Source organism: Candidatus Vicinibacter proximus, from assembly GCA_016713905.1.
Taxonomy (GTDB): domain Bacteria; phylum Bacteroidota; class Bacteroidia; order Chitinophagales; family Saprospiraceae; genus Vicinibacter; species Vicinibacter proximus.
The window spans coordinates 1,345,531-1,364,892 of sequence record JADJOE010000001.1; the positions used below are offsets into that span (position 1 = coordinate 1,345,531).

Here is a 19,362-nt window from a genome sequence, read left to right on the forward strand (position 1 = left end):
CCTTTAAAAACCGCCCAGTCATTAAAGCGCGATTTTTCTAAATAGTTATTTTTAATATGACAAATATACATTTATTGCTTTATTAAATAAATATTTCGTGCATCAAAAGTGGAATTTAGAGTCAGCTGCTGAGAGAGGCTTGTATTCTCAAAGATGAATATTCGAATTTGGTATACTGAAAATGCAATCTAAATTCTGATCTTTTATATAAAAAATTTGTCATTGATTTAATTTAAATTGGGTAATTTTAATGTTTAATTCAGTCAATGTCCTCGTATTAAACCAGTGACTTGTGGGTAATAAATGGATTATAAGAGTTTAATGAGATATAGATTCTTTCTTTTTGCAATTGGTTTAGAATGCTTGCTGGGCCATGTTTTAGTCTTTGGCGGAGACCTGAAATTGGAAGCATCCAAATCTAGTTTTGGATTAAAGAGTTTAGTTAAGTGCCCCCATTTGCGATTGTCAAGTTCTGAATGTTTGAAATTCAATAGTTTTAGTCCCCAAAAGGATACTCACTTAATACTTTCAAATCATTTAAAATTTAATCACAATAGTTTTACCTCTTACTCATATGATACGAATTTTTTATTAAGTCCTAAATATTTGTTAGCGGTTGACAAAATTCAGTCCTTAAATGGCTTAACAAATGAATATCAAGTATTGTCACAGGAGCAAAGTTCACTGGACTGCAAAAAAATCAAATGGGTAAACTGGAGTAAAAAGTCAGATTACGAGTATAAAGGTACAGCTGGGTTTCAATCCGTTAGTCTTCAAATGGACCCAAAGACGGGTCTTCAAAATCCAATTCTAAATTCCTTAACACTCGCAAGTAATACCTTTACCCCTAAACAAATAAATGGGATTCCAACACCCTGGATGCCCGGTAATCTTAATACTCCTATTCTGAAGCACAGATTGCAAATTGATAATGTAGGTAAGCCAGAGGAACTTATTTTATTGTTGGGCTCTTTTCCAAATGCTAATTTTTTTACAGTTAAGGGGCCAGGAAAGTTAAAAATATTTGATATCAACAACATTCAACTTAATGTTTCAAATGTAGTTATACTTCTTCAGGATCCAATTCAAGGGAATATATTGGCGCCAACAACTATTACCAATTCTGGTATGGAAATATTATTTGAAGTTTTTCAACCTGGGACAACCCATGGAGATATTATATTATTGAGCAATTTTCCAAAGAATTCATATTATTTTGAAATTGAGCATTATAACGAACTTAGTCGTTCTGATGATGGGATATTTATACATCTGGGCTTTCCAGATTGTTGTACTTCGACATTTAATAGAATCGATACAACCGCTTGTGACAAACTATTCATAAATGGTAAAGAGTTTTCAAGTTCTGGATCATATTTTGATACCATTTCACTTGGCAATTGTGATAGTGTGGTGAATTATGTCATTAAAATTATTGAAAAACCTAAAATCTCATTAGGACCTGACACTTCGTTTTGTGAAGGAGATACATTAGTTTTAAACTCTGGTTCAAATATAAGTGTATGGAGTGATGGAACAATTGGTAAGAGTATATTAGTATCGAAAGCTGGCATATATTGGGCAGAAATTGTGAATTCGTGTGGTAAATTTAGAGATACAATAACAATAAGTATTCTTCCAAAACTTAATTTAGATTTAGGCCCTGACATTCATTTATGTCCTAATGAAACAGACACCGTCTGGTCGAATTCTCCTAAAACTATATGGCATGATGGTTCGTCTGGTTCATATTATGTGGCAAATAAGGAAGGCCCCATAATCGCAAAAATAATTGGTCCGTGTGATGTATTAATAGATAGTATTTTTGTAAGTGTTTCTTCTAAGCCTGAATTAATGTTGCCCAAAGACACTTTTCTTTGCGATGGAAGAGCAATCATTTTGAATTCACCTTATGATTCAACTGTTTGGAGTGATGGAACTTATGGGCGCGAAATTGTAGTCACTAAGCCGGGTATTTATTGGGCATCGTATAGTTCTCTTTGCGGTGTAATTTCTGATTCCACTCTGGTTAGTGCAATATCTTGTTTGGACAGTTGTACAATTCAGTGCAATAATATTGAATGGATGAGCTGGACAAGTAAATCATCTTTTGAGTATATTGGTAATTCGAGTAGAGGTTTTGTTACCTTGGAAACTGACCCCAATATGGGAAACATCCATCCTTTTTTCACAAATTATACATTAAGCAATGCTGGGTTCACACCAAAATTATTGATGTCAATACCTACTCCATGGATGCCTGGAAATATAAGTATTCCACATCTAACCCACAAGATAACTCTTGATGGAAATTATGAAAGGAAAGACATAGTGTTATTATTAGGAGAATTTCCAAATTCGAAACTATACTCAAAGCCACAATATGGTAGACTAAGAATTTATGACCGGTCAGGAAGACTATTAGATGTGGCAAATATTTGTATTTTATTTAAGGATAACGGTCTCCTCCACGAAGAAATAAATGTCGCTTATGGCGACCGAGAAATGTTGTTTTACGTTGGTAGCTCCGGAGTAAGTGATGGAGGTATTTTAGTTTTAGGAAATTTTCCGGATTCAACTTATACCATGCAGATAGAACATTATAATGAACGAAGCTCAATAGATGATGGAATCTTAATTAACCTCGGATTTCCTGATTGTTGCAAGAATGCGTACAGCATCATAGATACAACTGTTTGTGAAAATATTACGATTGGGGGAAAAACGTATAATGTTTCTGGTTCGTATTTGGACACAATCAGAATGGGAAACTGTTATAACATTACACAATTTGATGTAACTGTATTGAGTTTACCTCAATTGTCCTTAGGACCTGATACGGCCATTTGTGAAGGGGAAACTTTAGTACTCAGGTCAATGGAGACTTCAACAAAATGGAGTGATGGCTCTTCAGGTAAAGAACTGAATATAGATAAACCTGGTAATTATTGGGCTGAAATCAATTCTCCTTGTGGCATTGTAAGGGATACTATTGTGATATCATTTCTGAATTTGCCGACCTTGGAAATAGGCCCTGACATTAAATTATGCCCGAATCAGGTGGACACCATTTGGACAAATGAACCTTCTACGGTTTGGCAGGATGGATCTGTGGGGCCTTATTTTGTCATTAAAACAGATGGAGTGGTTAGGGCAGTACTTAAAGGTGTTTGTGGAGATGTTACGGATTCAATATTAGTGAATTATTATCCAAATTCTACAATTGATTTGGGTCCTGATACAACAATTTGTCAAGGCTCTACGATTATTTTGCATTCAAATTCTGCAAATACGGTATGGTTTGATAATTCCATTGGAAATACTAAGCAAGTCTCAAAAGGTGGTAATTATTGGGCGAGTATATTATCTCCTTGTGGAATTACTTCAGATTCAATAAAAGTTGAGGAACTGAAATTGTTTAATAAACCTTATTTGCCAAATGATACCTTTCTGTGTCAAGGATTTAAATTGAATTTAAGCTGGCCTGGTATAGATGAATTGTGGAATGGTGAATTTCTCAACAGTATCACAATAGATACTCCGGGTATTTATTGGTATGCCTTTAAAGATATCTGTAATGACTTAAGGGATACCATGGAAGTATTTTATGATTCAATACCAATTCAATTTCCGGGAGAAAATTTAGTTTTTTGTGGGCCTCAATCCTTTTATTTTTCTACAGGTAATCCAAAAACCATTTGGTCAGATGGACGTGTAGGTTCTGATATAAATATTGAAACAAGTGGGATCTATTATTATTTAATTGAGAACAGTTGTGGTATTTTTAGCGATTCAATACATCTGGAATTTATAGAAGACAAAAGTTTATTCATTCCTAATGTTTTTTCTCCAAATGGGGATCAGGTAAATGATGTATTTCCAGGTCTGCAATTTACTAATGATTTTGAAGTTGAAATTTATGATCGTTGGGGGTCACAAATATTTAAATCTAATAATATTCATTGGGATGGGACATGCAATAACAAACTTGTTTTGCCAGGAGTCTACGCTTACATTATTCGAAGTAAGGCTTGTGATAAGCAGCTTAAATATGGTACAGTAACCTTATTAAGATAGGTTATTTTATACTCCTAAATGTGGATTTGGTAGAACGGAGTTTACATAGGTATTAGTCAAAATTCATTCTTTACATAAATTACATCTATTTTTTTTGAAAATTATATATCTTCAATTTTTTCGAATCATTTTTATTATTGCAATTCATTTGATAGTGACAAACATTTTGGATTAAGTTTGGGAAATTTACAATTCTGGGTAAAAAGAAATTGATGTTTGACAATGACCCCTCCAAATTTATTTGGACTTAACTGACTTCTGAATCATTATGTAGTTTGTGCTCAATGTTGACTACCTTGAGCGTTGCAATGGTAATTCTTCCATTGAATTCCAATCTTTAATGGAGAATGAATTCGATGTCCTTATCAATAGTTTTTTGTCAGATCGCATTGGGATTGATGAACATTTTCTTAGCGTCCAATTAGCAGCTCAGCTAAAGGAAAATTTACGCACACTCGATATAGATAGACAATTTGTTCCAGCAGGAGTAGGGAACAAGGACATCTATATTAAGGATTCTTTAATTCGTGGAGATCGTATTAGCTGGCTTAATCCTGAAAATAATTTTCCTCATGAGCAGGATTTTTTCAAACTGATGGATCGCTTTGTATGTTATCTGAACTCCACCTGTTATGCGGGAATCAAAGCTTATGAATTTCATTATGCTATATATGATTCAGGCAGTTTTTATAAAAAGCATTTAGATCAATTCAAGTCTGACCAAAGCCGAAGTTTTTCTATGATAATGTATTTAAATTCTGATTGGGAGAAACGGGATGGAGGGGAATTGGTCATTTATCAGGTAGACAATATTCAGACGATCTCTCCCATGAATGGTAAATGTGTGTTTTTCAGAAGTTACCAATTAGAGCATGAAGTTTTAATTACCAACAAGACCCGAATCAGTGTAACCGGTTGGTTTAAAACTTAGTTCATCATTTCTTTACAAGGATTTATTTCAATGCTTGCCCGCTTTCCAGGGTTTTAATGGCATCTTCTAAAACCTTTTTGTTTTCTGCATTGGGTGCTTGCTTAAGGGCTGACTTAGCATGTTCCAGAGCTTTGGTTAATTCGCCCATAGCAGAATATCCGCGCATCATACCTACGTTAGTTGGCCAGGCGCCTTTATGTTTTTTATAATTTTTTTCAAAAGCAAACATGGCTTCGACGGTTTTATTCTCTCTAAGAAGTTGTCTGCCGTAAGCATGCAATTCCAAAGGACTTGCAAGGTCAATCGCTTCGGCAATTATTTTATCTGCCTCATTTTTCTGACCTAATTTGGAAAGAATTCCTGCTTTCGTCGATAAAGCCTTGAAGGAGTTGATGCCACCCAGATTTGGATCTACGGCAGTATTGATCCACTGTAGTGCTTGATCTAGATGGATATTGTTTTGGTAACACCAGAAAGCACCAGCTTCAAGACTTGGAGGGTCAAAACCCATGGCGCCACTCAACTGTGTTTGAATGGAATGAAGTGTTTGTTGAATGAGATCGATTTCTACCAAAAATGGAATTCGCCATTTTTCCCATTCCACTGCCATTTCAACACTGTGATCTGTTTGTTTGGAAAAAGTGTATTCAAGTCTTTCCTTACTTTCTTTTTGATTTTTTTGTTGAATCACAGTGACCCTCAACACATCAAGGTCTTTATTGTAAAAATAACTACCCCAACCGGCTGTGTTTTTATTGAAAATGAGGACACAGGAATCAGCGTAGAGAGCAATGAAAAATCCATAAGTACCTGCGGATAATTTTTTGCCATTTATGCTGACCTCATTCGAAAAGGAAATAGTGGTGCTTTCGTCAGCGCCCGCTCTCCAGGGAGATTCTACATTGGATCCAAATCCAAGCACACTATAACCGTAGTATGCTACAGAAGTTCCCCATATATTTCCTTCCCTACCCTTAACACCCGGCGCATTCCAGTTTACTTCTATTTCAGTATCGCCAATGGTTCTTCCTGCCTTGCATTTAAAATTAACCCCTGCATCTGGTAATTTAAGCATCTGGGCATGAGATGATGAAATGATAAAAAAAGCAAATACCAGAAAGTAACCAAAAGTGCAGTTAGGTTTAATAGACATATTGATGATTTAACACATTAAATAAAATGGTTTGTTGGATAAAGATATCCCTAATTCAATTTAGTTCTTAAAAAATTCGATGGGGACATGAATTTAACGGATTAATTAAAGAAATGCATGGATTAATTCTTAAAATAATATGTCCATATCCTGTTAAACTTTCATCTTTAAGATAGATTACTTTTAAAAATATTTCCTTTGTAATCTCACAATATCCCATAGCTTATAATTTTATTTGAATACTGAAAAAATTTAACTCTCATATTATTAATGAAGTGATCATTTCTGCACTTTCATGGGTGATTCAATAGACACAAATTAGGCCATTTTTAATAGAAGTTCCAAGGTTATTTTGAATTTGATAGGAATATATACCATTCGGCAATTTTTCTTTACATATAGAAAATTCAGGATTTTGAAATCTTTCCACATGCATAAGCTTCCCCAAATGGTCATAAATACTTAGCATAAAGATTTCATGATTCATATTTGTAACCTTAAAGTTGGTGCAATGGTTAAATGGGTTTGGGGATACGGAAACAAGAATTGATTTTCCAATGGAGTGCAAAGTATTGTTTATAATACTACCGGACTTTTGAATGATAAATACGCCAAATCCTGGAAATTGAGAAACCGGTTTCTTTATTGACCCAATTGCTTGTGCAGCTGAATGACCTATCATTGGGACGTCAATAAGGTCATTTCCATTGTATATGTAATTTAGGGTGTCTGAATATAAGTCAGTGACATTGATTACGGCAATTCGTTCACCAGATTTAAACCCGATATTCGAAATATCAATTTTTACCGATGGAGAATTTTTCCAATTATAAATCACTAAATGTGCTCTTCCAGTTTCGTATTTGTTCATTCTAATAAAATATTGTAATCCGGTAGTCGGCAAAGTTTCTGAATAATCATTTTCGGGGAAGTCATCAGTAGTAAAACCCCATAGGTAATAACCTTTGGTAGGATGAATTCCTCCTAATATTTTATTTCCTTTTACTGATGTAGTGCCCAGCAATTTAACACCGGTTCCACCAATTCTTGTCTGACAAGTCAGAATATTACTATCAAGGGTCATGTCCACAGTTCCATAATTTAGTCCAAATGCGTTTACAGGTGGCCGAGGCATGTTAGTGCCGGAAAAAGTAAAATTATGCTTGACCACAAGATTTTTGCAGGGCGCGTTTGGGTTATTAGGAACTATATAAAAATTGTGCGTTCGCGTATCACCATTTTTATTTTCCGAACAAGAACCCCCGTTGAATAATATGTTTCCCTGAATGTCATAATTATCGATGGTCCTCCCTGTTGACCAAGCTCTGACATTATAACCGAAACTGCTAAAAAAAATATTATCAAGCAATTTGATCGTACCCGATGTATCATTCTGGGTATAGATTCCATGTCCATGACCTGAACCTGCGATATCCCAACCGTTGTTGTAAATTACACAGCCATATAGTTCTGCATTTTTTGAACCAATCCAAATATCAATACCATCTGCACCATCATGCAATATCATATTTATAAATTTGATGCCGGGAGCAGAGCATGAAATATTTCCACGATTGGGATGTCCGGGATCATTGGTGTATTCTCTTGGAGCAGTACTGGAGCTCATAACTTCCAATCCCCAAAACCACGTATAGCTACAATTTGAGCCTAAATTTAAAATTATTCCATTTGACTTTCCATCCAGGGTAACCCTCTCATTTTGGTAATTTCTAAAAATGATAGGTTGTGATTCTGAACCATTAGTATGGCAGGTGTAGCATATACCATTAACGCCTCCGGTGGAATCTGGCCCTAGATATCTTCCTCCCATAATCCACACAGTGTCCCCTGGCTGTAATTGCGTTGGGTGATCTAAAGCTTTTTGCAATTCCCAGGGAGAAGCAAAACTGCCATCGCCATTTTTAGTTGCATTGTATGATACATAGAAACTTGCTCCTTCTAACTTGGATATAGAGATTAGGAAAACTGGAAATAAAAGAAGGAGGTTGAATGCAACATATGTATTTAATAATTTAATCATCTTTACCAGGTATCACCTTTTTGAATAAGGGTCAAATTTTTAATGAAATCACTATTTAATCAATGATTCATGTTCAAATGTAATGAATATTGGCTTACCTTAAAAAGATATTGGAAATAATTAATTGTAAGATCTATAAAAGGTTTGCAATGAATTTCATCATTCCGAATGAGTGATATTTTTAGTATTAAAATTTGCAGAAGATAGAAATAATTGTTAAGGTATGCTATGTTAATGATTTATTTTTGGAACTGTAAAAATATTTCATATTAATAGATTAAATTTATCTGTAAGATATTTGAGTTAACAAGCTATAATTATTTTATAGAAATACCTCCGGATTTAAAATATTAGAATTATTTCCAATGATAAACTCCAGCACATTTTCAAATGCTTGCGAAAAATACAATTCAAATGATTTCTTTTCTGCATAACCCAAATGAGGGGTGCAGAGCACGTTGGGGAAATGCAGCAATGGAAAATCAAGATCGTAGATAGGTTCATTTTCATAAACGTCTAATGCTACAGAACCGGGCCTTCCTGATTGTATAGCGGCTAGCAATGCACCCTTTTCAATTAATTCAGCCCGACTGGTATTGACTAAAAGTGAATCCGGTTTCATAAGGTCTAAATCTCTTCGGTGAACAATTCCCTCCGTGGATTCAGTGAGTCTCAAATGAAGTGAAAGGATATCAGATTGTGCAAAGAATTCTTCTTTACTTGCGGCTGCTGTGAATCCATCCTGAATGGCAGAATTTCGGGATTCCAAGCTGCCCCAAACAATCACGTTCATATCAAATGCACGTGCGTAAGCAGCGATTTTTTTACCAATTTTCCCATATCCCCAAATTCCAAGGGTCTGTCCATATAGTGTACGTCCCAAATTGGTTTGCCAAAGACCTTTGTTCATACCTTGCATTGCTTGAGGTATTTGTCTCCAGGCATTCATGATCAACGCCCAGCACAATTCAGCAGGCGCTGTTGGAGAACCTTTTCCTTCGACTACTGCAACTTTGTATTTTGTGCAGGCTTGAAGATCTATGTGTCGTGAAATTTTTCCCGTTTGACTGATAAGTTTTAGATTGGGCAGTTTGGAGAGCAGTGATTCGGCAATTTTTGTCCGCTCGCGGATCAATACGAGAACTTCAGCTTCCGCACATTGCTCTGCAAGGTCTGATGAGTTGCTGTAATGTGAAATTATATTCGAAAGATCGTGGTCCTTTAAGATTTTGCGACATTCTAGTTGATGAAGTACATTCTGATAGTCATCTGGAATAATAATTTTCATGGCTGGTTCTGGTTTCAAGATCTTTATAGTTCTTTCTAATGACGAAAATAACCAGACTTTTATTTTTAATCTTTGTTTACATGGATTTTTTAGGATAATTATAAAACAGTAGGCAAGGGATTTAATAAATTTAGGTCATAAAAGATTATATATGGCTGATGGCAATCGTTTTGTAAATGTTAAAAAATGATTTAATTATTTTGCGAATCTTTGAGTACAACATATAGGTTTTATACTTAATTACTGGAGTGTTAGAGGTTCAAATTTTGATGACGTATAAGTAAGCATCATGAAAATATTATCATTTTTTCTTTTATTATTTTTGATAGACATAGTGTCCGTACAACGAGGTATTTTGATGGCGCAAACGGACACCATCCCTGATTTTAGAAATGAGCATTACGGACCTGATGTGTTGCAAAATTTTAATCTGTGGTTAAGCCAAACCGGAAACGGTCCAAGGCCCTTGGTTATTTTTTTTCATGGAGGCGCATTCAGAGCGGGTGATAAGGGGATAGAAGGAAGACAGGTTGAAGTAATGCGATCATTTTTATCAAGGGGTATTTCTTTCGTGTCGTCCAATTACAGACTCTCACATACCACAAGACTGGATTCCATTCTCATGGATGGTGAGCGATTGATTCGATTTTTAAAACTAAATGCGCAGCAGTACAACATAGATCCTTCCAAAATTGGAGTGTATGGTAGTTCTGCTGGTGCCTGTATGGCACTATGGATTGCAGTAACCGGGAAAGATGGAGATTCGTTGGCAATTGATCCATTGTTTCGACAATCCACACATGTGCAGGTTGCGGCGCACATTAGCGCTCCTGCCACTTTGGACCTTGCACAATGGGCGAATATTGTCCATCTGGACAGCAACTGGTTTGATACCTTTGGATTTGTCGATGACCTTGCATTTTACAAGATCAGCAATCGGGACATGTATTGGCAACCAGAGATAATTGTATTGAGGCAGCATTTAGATTTACCAAGGTATATTGACAACGGGGATCCTCCGGTATTTTATTACAACCAAAATCCGAATCAAGTTCCAAGGGTAAGAGGAGATGTGACACACCATGTATTGCATGCCTATTATTTGGATTCTGTCTCAAAGGAAAGATCTCACCAAACTGTTTTCAACAAAAATCCAAATGCTGATTTTGCATATAGTGAAATGACTGATTTTTTCTGTACATACTTGAATTGTGCAGCATTAAATGCGAATGAAATGATCCCATCTGATGTCAGCATATATTCCTACACATCTATGCAAGAGGTGGTAATTGCAGTTCACGCATCGGTCCATACGGAAGCACTTCAGTTTTCAATAATTGATCTTTTGGGAAAGGAACTTAAGATTGGAAAAGAATCGCTGCAATTTAAATTCGAAGAAAAAACCAATTATGTTTTGCTTAATCTTAGTTCAATCAATCCTCTGAATCAAATTGCATTTATTCGCATTCAAGATGATGGAAATATTTTCAGTTTGCCTTTGCCTGTTTTCAGGAATAATTAAATGGGATATACATAATTTTATTTGGATATAAATTTATGGTTGTATAAAAAACTTTATTCGCTGAGGATTAAAAGAAACACTTTCCAAATGCCCCATCATTTTAAGATCGCAGGTTATTAAATGAAGGTGCATGTTTGTGTCATGGTGGGTAAAGATTGTTTGGTGATTTCGGGAATAAAATCCTATAATGTGGACTTCTGAGTTGCTTAGTCGGTAATGTACTATACCCTGATGTGCATCTTCGGGGGATCGGACCTTACTTCCTTCTGGTAGGTGCACAACATGCATTTGGGCAGAATCAATACTTCCTGATAATTTAAACAAAAAAGGCATTTTCCTATCAGAGCAAATAGAATCCAGATAATATTCTAAGTCAATTAAATTTCTAACTGGAGCTGGCAATTCAATAGAGTGCCAATTTGTAATATTAGCATAGGCAAAAAATGGCGCTGAAACAGAATGGACTCCTTCCACTTTTATCTCTTGTTTATCGTTCACTGTGGATAAGTAGCTTACACCATCCAGTATCAATACTTCTCCACGCAAATAAGCCAATGGGCCAAACCCAAACAGGTGATGTTTATTTCTAATAGTGTCTGTATTGATTTTACCAAATAATTCTCCTTTCCACATGACATCTTTCATCTGACCCACTATGTGGACCGGTGAATTCTCTTGTGCTAAAACAGGATGAATAACTACAAGCAATACAAGGCTTACAAATGACACTAAAAGACTGTTGGTCCTTTCTAAAACAACCATTTGTAGCATAACTTTTTTATATATCCGTTTCCTGACAATTTTCTTCCAAGACTTCAAACTCTAATGTGCTGTGCTGAATATAGTGCTCCTCCAATTCGGCTTTCAACGCTCTTTTGATTTCGGGAATATTGGTCATATCATTTATCTGGATATGAGCAGTTAAGGCATTTTCATTGGTGCTGATACCCCAGATATGTATATGATGAACATTTACTACGCCATCAACACCCATTAGATGCAATTTTATTTCATCGGTATCCAAAGAGGCAGGAACCCCGTCTAATATAGCAATTGCACTGTCTTTAAACAGACTCCATGTGCTGAACAATACAACTACTGAAATCCCCAGGGCTATAATACCATCCAGAGCATACCATTGTGTGTAATAAATAGTTATCCCACTTGCTACTACCCCCAATGACACTAAAGCGTCTACCATGAGGTGCCAGTATGCGGCTTTTATGTTGAGATCTTTTTTTTGATTTTTTCTAAAAAATAATGCGGATACGGTATTGATGAATACACCCACCAAAGCCACCCACATAATCACCTTGCCGCTCACCGGATTTGGATGCATAATCTTGTGGACTCCTTCCCATGCAATTACCCCAATTGCAAATGCAAGTAAAATGGAGTTGATGAAGGAGGTGATGATGGATCCTTTTTTATATCCATAGGAGAATAATTTAGTAGGCTTTATTTTTTGCAAACGAAAAGCAAGGAAAGCAAGCAATAATCCTGAAATGTCCCCCACATTGTGCGCTGCATCAGATAAAAGCGCTGTGGAGTCATTTTTTAGGCCATAAACTATTTCTATAACTACATATGCGGCATTCAACAGGATCCCGGTTGTGAAGGACTGATTTATATCATGAGGTGAGGGCGGGGTATGTGTGTGTTTATGCAGCATTTTTATTTATTCAAAGGAAAGTATTTTTTCCAAGATAGAAAAAATGAATTTTCAAGAGAATTATTTTTTAAATTGGAAAGGGAAGGATTATGGTGATCATAGATTTAAAAAGTCATTCCAAAAGACATATTCAAAATTTCGTTTAACTTTTGAGATCATATTCATCCTGTTCATAAATGCTAAGTTTTTTTTTCGCCAAAACCAATTCATTTTGCAAATTATCAATTTGGTGCAATAAATTATTGATGACATCAATTCCTTCCATATTGATTCCTAATTCATATTTCAGTCTGATCATTTTTTCAACATATTGCAAATCATCAGGGGATAAATACTTAGTATTGTCCATTACGACCAATTGGATAAGTCCATATTCTTCTAATGAATCAATAAAATTCAATTCAACTTCATAATGGACGCAAACCTGATCAATAAGTACCAATTGGTTATTTTCCATGGGATCTTATTTTTTTTAATTCATTAAATAGCTCTTTTTCTTTTTCAGAAAGTCCAGTAGGGAGTTTTACATTATAACTAATGTATAAATCTCCAAACTGATTCTCTGCCTTATAAACAGGAAACCCTTTTCCTTTCAGTTTGACTTTAGTACCGGATTGGGTTTCTGGAGCGACTTTAAGCTTTACTGTGCTGTCCAGAGTATCTACAAGGATTTCTCCACCCAGAAGTGCGGTATATAAATCCAGATCTACACTGGTATATAAATTGCTTCCTTCTCTTTTAAATTTAGTATTGTTCACAATTGTAAATCTTATATACAAATCACCATTTGGCCCACCGTTAATTCCGGGAGATCCATGACCACTTACTTTTATCACCTGTCCATCTTCGATACCCGCAGGAAAAGTCATACGGATATTTTTACCATTTACCGTAAAGGTTTGTTGCTGGGTGTGCAATACATCTCTAATATTCAGATTTAATTCTGCATTCACATCTTCTCCCCTGAATTTGACTTGCCTAGATCCTCCCGATCTTCCGCCAAACATCGATTCAAAAAACTCTGAAAAGTCTCCTGAATTTTCGCCACCTCCAAAACTATATCCTCCGGTGGAGCGCTGAGATCTTTGTTGTTGGTTCATTTTTTCGATCTCATCTGCATGCTGCCAGTCTTTTCCATACTTATCGTACTTCTTCCGGTTTTCAGGGTTGCTGAGTACTTCATTAGCCTCGTTGATCTCCTTAAATTTTTTCTCCGCCTCTTTATTGTTGGGATTAAGGTCCGGATGATATTTACGGGCCAACTTCCGATAGGATTTTTTGATTTCCGTCTCGGTAGCAGTTTTGGGAATTTCAAGAATTTTATAATAATCTATGAATTGCATATTTATGCAGGATTAAGTACCTGCAAAGATAGGACATTAGGATGAAGGAAGATGGTCTTAACGTCGGGTATCGTTTGTACTTTTCCCTCGTGGCTTAAACCTTCTGTTTGGTGGGCGGTTGGAAGAATCTTTAGGCTTGTATTCCGGTACAGCTCCTAGTTCTTCCGGAACCGGTTCTTTAGGGACAGAATTACCAAGCATACTTTCTATCCCTGCAAAAGCAGCCTGCTCTTTTTTGGACACAATGGTGATGGCGATCCCATCCGCTTCTGCACGGGCTGTTCTGCCAATCCGGTGAACATAGTCCTCTGCATCGTTTGGTACATCGTAGTTAATCACCAGATCAATGGTATCAATATCTATTCCGCGGCTTAAGATATCGGTAGCAACAAGAATGGAAATCTTTTCACTGGTAAAATCGGAGAGTGTTTGTTCTCTTTGTTTTTGATCCAGATCGCTGTGTATCTCTGCAACGTTGAATCTTGCTCTACCCAATTCTCTGGCCAACTCTTTAACACTGGATTTGCGGCTACAGAAAACCAAAATATGTTTGCACTTTGTATTTTTTATAAGGTGTTTTACCAATCTTAATTTTTGTTCTTCAAAAACAATATATGCTTTTTGTATAATCTTTTCTGGTGGTTTAGAAATGGCAATATTCACTTCTACAGGGTCAATCAAGATTTTCTTTGCCAATTGACGAATACGTTCGGGCATAGTTGCCGAGAACAAAAGAGTTTGTCTTTTTGTCGGCAGGAAATTAATGATTTTCGTCAGGTCATCTTGAAAACCCATGTCCAACATTCGGTCTGCTTCATCCAGCACCAGACATTGCACACCCTTAAGATCAAAGTAGTCCATGTTCATGTGTGCGATTAATCTCCCTGGGGTACAAACGACAATGTCCGCACCCATCTGAAGTGCTTTTTTTTCGGCAACAAAATTTTGTCCATCATTGCCCCCATAAATTGCGATAAAGCTTAACTCCGTAAAATAAGTAAACCCTTCAATGTGCTGCGAAATCTGCTTTGCCAATTCACGAGTTGGCACAATGATCAATGCGCTTACTTTGTGTTCATGTTTGTGGTCAATGTAGCGATTGATTAAAGGAAGTAAGAAGGCCGCCGTTTTTCCGGTACCCGTTTGTGCAGAAGCAATCAGATCTCTGTTGGCCAAAATGGAAGGAATAACCAATTCCTGAACAGGGGTCGCATTTTCATAACCTGAGGCTTCAATTCCCTGATATAAAAGTGGATGAAAATTAAATTCTTTAAATGTCAAAATGGTCAGTAATTAAATGTAATAATGGGGTAACTCATCGGAGTTGGTATACAAAAGTACATAATTTGGAGGATAGGCGTCTGAATTGTTTTTAAAATGACTCATTGGCTGTCCAAGTGAGCTATTCTTTTGAATATGATATTTTAATGGAAAAGCAATTATTTGAGGATTTTTTAATTCATATAAATCCTAATTGTCTTTGAAAATATTTCTACAGTGGTCTGCTGCTCTTAGAATGTTTGAAATTGATTTTAAAGGCTTATATCTAAACTAATTCCCTGTATATAATTCTCTGTTTTTTTATAAATATATAGCAGACTAAAATATTAAAATTTGCACACTTATTTGTGATACATAATATAGGTTTATACTTATGTAAAAATAATTTTACCAAAAATTTATTTCTCAAAAAATCTGAAAATTATGTTCATTTGAATCAAATTTCCTAGACCTCCGACAATGTCAATCTTGTATCTCAAATCAATGGACTTTTTTTAATGGCTAGTTTGCCACCTAAATAAGCCATTGGTAGGTAGGCTCCAATCAGGTCAAGCAAGGTGAACCATATTGGGGAAGGAAGCATAAATACCATGGAGATGCCACCAGCTAGAAAAAGCACCCCAATGGCAAGTGCCAAATTCATTTTATGACTAAGTGCAATTATTGCTGTAACAAATGCCCCGGCCAAAGTTCCCAATGCATGCGCCAAAAATGGCATGATAAAATGCTTTGGCTGCATCAGGTGCATGGAAGCTTTTAATCCAGCCTCTGTAGTAAGATCTGCTCCTTCAGGTGGAGGAATAATAGAACTGCTCAGCATAATAATTCCCATATTTACCATGCTTCCCAGGATGGCACCTGCAAGTACAGCTAAAATGTTTCTGATCATTGGATTCATCGTTGTGGTTTTAATAATTCAATTAAGAATAAAATATTTTGAAATTTCCAATCCATTCCGGAGAAGCAATTGGAATAAATTGAATCCGAAATTACTCTTTTTTGTAAAAAATTTGTTTCGGATTCAAAATTTATTTTGTGTTAAGTCAAAAACAGCAATGAATATCGTCAGAAACTGGCTTTAAGGGACAGTACCACATTACGGCCCGGCGCAACAATTCCCGAACTATATGGTCTGTACCTTTGGTCGGTAATATTTTCTACTCCTGCACTTACAGACAAGTTTTCATGGATTCGGCACATGGCTTTGAAATTAAGGGTGTACCATCCTGGAGACCAAGGCTTGCCATTATTGTCGATGGCATAAATTTCCGTTTTAGTCTGTTCCTCCAGTGGCAAATCTTCAAATTTCCTTTCTGCGCTATAGATGGTATATAATTGAACCATCAGATTTTGAGTGGAATAACTTATACGGGAGACGCCATAAGTTGGCGGTGCATGACGTATAGGACTTTTTGTTCCATTGTCTGTTTCTTCTTCCCCTTTTTGAAAGTTGATGTCTGTAAAAAAACGAAACCTAGGTGCAAGTTTAATTTCTAATCCTGCCTGAATTCCATAAACAGTTGCTATAGCCGCATTTTGAATAGATTCAACCTGACTTAACGTGCCGTCATACACAACACTGTCCTGACCATTTAAAGTGGAGTTTCGCCTTACCAATGCGTCCTGCAGGAAAGTATAGTATGCAGTGATATCAATTTTTAATATTTCCCCAAATACTTTGGCAACGCCAATTTCTCCATTATATGCATATTCTGCTTTTAGATCGGGATTTGGAATAATCACTCTGCCTGGAGAAGAGTCAAATACTTTTCCTGCATCATCCACATTTGGTGAACGAAATCCGGTGGAAGCATTTACACTGAACACCCATTTCTCTGTTGGTCGAAACACCATCCCAAGACTTCCGGTCAAGGCGCCCTGATCGATATTTGCTTTAGTAAAAGGAAAGGCATAAAAACTGGTGTCAAAATCAGCATTCAGTTGGTATTGGTTATACCGCAGTCCTCCCTGAATCAGAATTTTGTCCGTTATCTTGTATTGATCATTAAGGTAGGCGGCAAATGAATTCCACTTCGCTTGAGGATATCTAGAAGGACCGGTAATTTTAATTCCTGTGGAAATGTCTTCATCTATCCCGGAAGACATTACTTTGTTGTGCACAAATTCCAAACCATAGTATAATTTATTTTTCAGCCCAATGGATTTATTAAAATCTAAATTGACAGAATAAGCATTCACTTTTTCGATTCTCAGATGACGATTTTTATTGTTGATGTCGCGATCGATGCGACTTTCTTCAAAGTATTGATATGCTGTTCGCAGGGTCATTTGATCATATACCCGATTGCTCCTGTAATGCGCAACACTGGCATTATTCATCAACCATTTCTGCGGGCCGTAATACCACTCACCGTACCTCGGGAGTCCTTTTCGATAGCGAATATGGCGGTCATATCTGGAATATTCTGAGGTTTCTGAATAATGCAATCCATATTGAAAGTCCCAATGTTCATTTGGGTTGAATTGAATTTTTTGCATCATATTTATCTGTGAATAACCGGAAGGACGTTGAGTCCTGGGATCGTCGTTGGTGATTATTCTGTCTACACTGTCGATTCGCTGCACATAAAATGGCCTAAGGTATTCAGATGGCCCTTTGCTTCCCATCCGCAGATCACCAAAATTATTGCTTGTGAAACTGCTTACAGAGGCCCATTTTTTCCATCCAATTTTCAAATCGAAATGTCCGGGTTTTTTCTTGGTTGGCAGATGAATATCTGGTACTTAAATTACCACTTACCAGACCTTTTTCATCCAGTGCGAGTTGAGGTCTCAGGGTATGGAAACTCATTACGCCACCTATGGCATCACTTCCATAAATTACCGATCCGGGACCGAATAATACCTCTGTTTTTTCTGTTGCAAATGGATCCAAAGAGATGACATTCTGCAAGTTTCCACTTCGAAAAATTGCAGTATTCATGCGTACACCATCCACTACATAAAGCAATCTGTTGGTTGAAAATCCCCTGATCATGGGACTTCCACCACCTTGTTGGCTTTTTTGAATAAACACTTTTCCGGAAATGCCAAGGAGATCTGCAGCAGTTTGAGGATTTTGTAAACTGACTTCTTTGGCAGTGATAGCGGTTATTTTTTCCGGAGCATCTTTTGAGTTTTGATTCCATTTTGTTGCGGATACCACAATTTCATCCATGGATATGCTGGAATAAACTAAGCTTAAGATAAAACCCAAATTTTGTAGCTCGGCAAATGATCTGATTTCTTTTTTGTAGCCGGGCCCTCTGATTTCAATTTTCTCTGCACCTTTGAAGGAAGAAATATCCGCCTGTCCATGAATATTGCTTATCGCAAATGCTTTCGTCTTATCACTGTAGAGGGTTACAGCTTCTAAGGGCTGATTGGTTTCTAAATCTTTAATAAATATAGTTTGACTATATCCAAAACAATACAAACTATAAAATACACTTAAGAGAATTAATTTTTTCATATTAATATTTCAGATTAAACAAATAAGAATCATCTGACCTAAAGAAGGCAGATGGAATCATGAGTATATAAATTATTTGTCTAAAATACTTTAGGGGGAGGGGACGGAATGGAGCTAAAGAAATTTATCACATCGGATGGATATTTTGGAAAAATCAATTCCTGGTAAAATACATTTGCCAAAGGAATATGGATATTTTCTGGTAAGGATAGGGATTTGTAAAAATCAATTATTCGTTTGTGTTCCTTATTTTCTTTTAACGGATTTGCCATCACTGAAGCCAACAACTGATTTAATTTTTTATTCAATAATGTTTCCTCATGATCTACCCAGCAAAAATAATACAAACTGTCACCGTGTATCTCTGTTTCTATGACATCATACATTTGATGCATATATTCGAATTCATGGGCGTGTTCCCATTTCAATTTCAACTTGCTGTCTAATTTTGAAAAGACCAGAAGCTTGAGTTCGGTTTTGTGTAATCCGGAAATAATTCGCTGCTTTATTTCTTTTTGGCAATGGATTTCTGGTATGTCAACCAGCAGTAATAACCGGTAAATGGCAGTATGATGCTGGTCA

13 protein-coding genes and 1 pseudogene are annotated in these 19,362 nt (G+C 36.3%); 3 read left to right on the plus strand and 11 right to left on the minus strand.

Annotation, left to right across the window (positions count from 1 at the left end; all coding sequences use genetic code 11):
* Window positions 1–321: 321 nt before the first annotated feature.
* Both IPJ83_05180 and IPJ83_05185 read left to right on the plus strand, forming a co-directional pair.
* Window positions 322–4,077, plus strand: a complete 3,756-nt coding sequence (locus tag IPJ83_05180) for a gliding motility-associated C-terminal domain-containing protein (GenBank protein MBK7879935.1) — start codon at window positions 322–324, stop codon at window positions 4,075–4,077.
* Between the two features lie 340 nt (window positions 4,078–4,417).
* Window positions 4,418–5,008, plus strand: a complete 591-nt coding sequence (locus tag IPJ83_05185; GenBank protein ID MBK7879936.1) for a 2OG-Fe(II) oxygenase — start codon at window positions 4,418–4,420, stop codon at window positions 5,006–5,008.
* 22 nt (window positions 5,009–5,030) lie between these two features.
* On the opposite strand, the gene IPJ83_05190 is transcribed toward IPJ83_05185, so the two are convergent.
* From IPJ83_05190 to IPJ83_05200, 3 genes are all read right to left on the minus strand, one after another.
* Window positions 5,031–6,161 (minus strand): DUF2911 domain-containing protein, encoded by a 1,131-nt coding sequence (locus tag IPJ83_05190; GenBank protein MBK7879937.1) that lies wholly within the window; start codon window positions 6,159–6,161, stop codon window positions 5,031–5,033.
* Window positions 6,162–6,465: 304 nt separating this feature from the next.
* Window positions 6,466–8,202 (minus strand): T9SS type A sorting domain-containing protein, encoded by a 1,737-nt coding sequence (locus tag IPJ83_05195; protein ID MBK7879938.1) that lies wholly within the window; start codon window positions 8,200–8,202, stop codon window positions 6,466–6,468.
* A 322-nt stretch (window positions 8,203–8,524) separates the two neighbouring features.
* Window positions 8,525–9,490, minus strand: a complete 966-nt coding sequence (locus IPJ83_05200; GenBank protein ID MBK7879939.1) for a D-2-hydroxyacid dehydrogenase family protein — start codon at window positions 9,488–9,490, stop codon at window positions 8,525–8,527.
* A gap of 289 nt (window positions 9,491–9,779) precedes the next feature.
* Here IPJ83_05200 and IPJ83_05205 point away from each other — a divergent pair, with 289 nt between their 5' ends.
* Entirely contained in the window at window positions 9,780–11,012 is a 1,233-nt protein-coding gene (locus IPJ83_05205) for an alpha/beta hydrolase (GenBank protein ID MBK7879940.1), read from the plus strand.
* A gap of 33 nt (window positions 11,013–11,045) precedes the next feature.
* Here the strand turns inward: IPJ83_05205 and IPJ83_05210 are convergent, their stop codons facing one another.
* The 8 genes and pseudogenes from IPJ83_05210 to IPJ83_05245 form a co-directional block, all read right to left on the minus strand.
* Window positions 11,046–11,657 carry an acetolactate decarboxylase gene (locus IPJ83_05210; protein ID MBK7879941.1) on the minus strand — a complete coding sequence of 204 codons (612 nt, stop codon included), beginning with the start codon at window positions 11,655–11,657 and terminating at the stop codon, window positions 11,046–11,048.
* A gap of 133 nt (window positions 11,658–11,790) precedes the next feature.
* Entirely contained in the window at window positions 11,791–12,684 is an 894-nt protein-coding gene (locus IPJ83_05215; GenBank protein MBK7879942.1) for a cation transporter, read from the minus strand.
* Window positions 12,685–12,826: 142 nt separating this feature from the next.
* Window positions 12,827–13,141, minus strand: a complete 315-nt coding sequence (locus IPJ83_05220) for a chaperone modulator CbpM (GenBank protein ID MBK7879943.1) — start codon at window positions 13,139–13,141, stop codon at window positions 12,827–12,829.
* Window positions 13,131–14,027, minus strand: coding sequence for a DnaJ domain-containing protein (locus IPJ83_05225; protein MBK7879944.1), 897 nt, complete (start codon window positions 14,025–14,027; stop codon window positions 13,131–13,133). Before IPJ83_05225 ends, IPJ83_05220 begins: the two co-directional genes overlap by 11 nt.
* 57 nt (window positions 14,028–14,084) lie before the next feature.
* On the minus strand, window positions 14,085–15,308 hold the full coding sequence (locus IPJ83_05230) for a DEAD/DEAH box helicase (GenBank protein MBK7879945.1): 1,224 nt from the start codon (window positions 15,306–15,308) through the stop codon (window positions 14,085–14,087).
* Between the two features lie 475 nt (window positions 15,309–15,783).
* Entirely contained in the window at window positions 15,784–16,206 is a 423-nt protein-coding gene (locus IPJ83_05235) for a hypothetical protein (protein MBK7879946.1), read from the minus strand.
* A 167-nt stretch (window positions 16,207–16,373) separates the two neighbouring features.
* A pseudogene (locus tag IPJ83_05240) lies at window positions 16,374–18,780 on the minus strand (TonB-dependent receptor).
* Between the two features lie 80 nt (window positions 18,781–18,860).
* Complete coding sequence (locus tag IPJ83_05245; protein MBK7879947.1) at window positions 18,861–19,214, minus strand: hypothetical protein; 354 nt, start codon at window positions 19,212–19,214, stop codon at window positions 18,861–18,863.
* Window positions 19,215–19,362 lie beyond the last annotated feature (148 nt).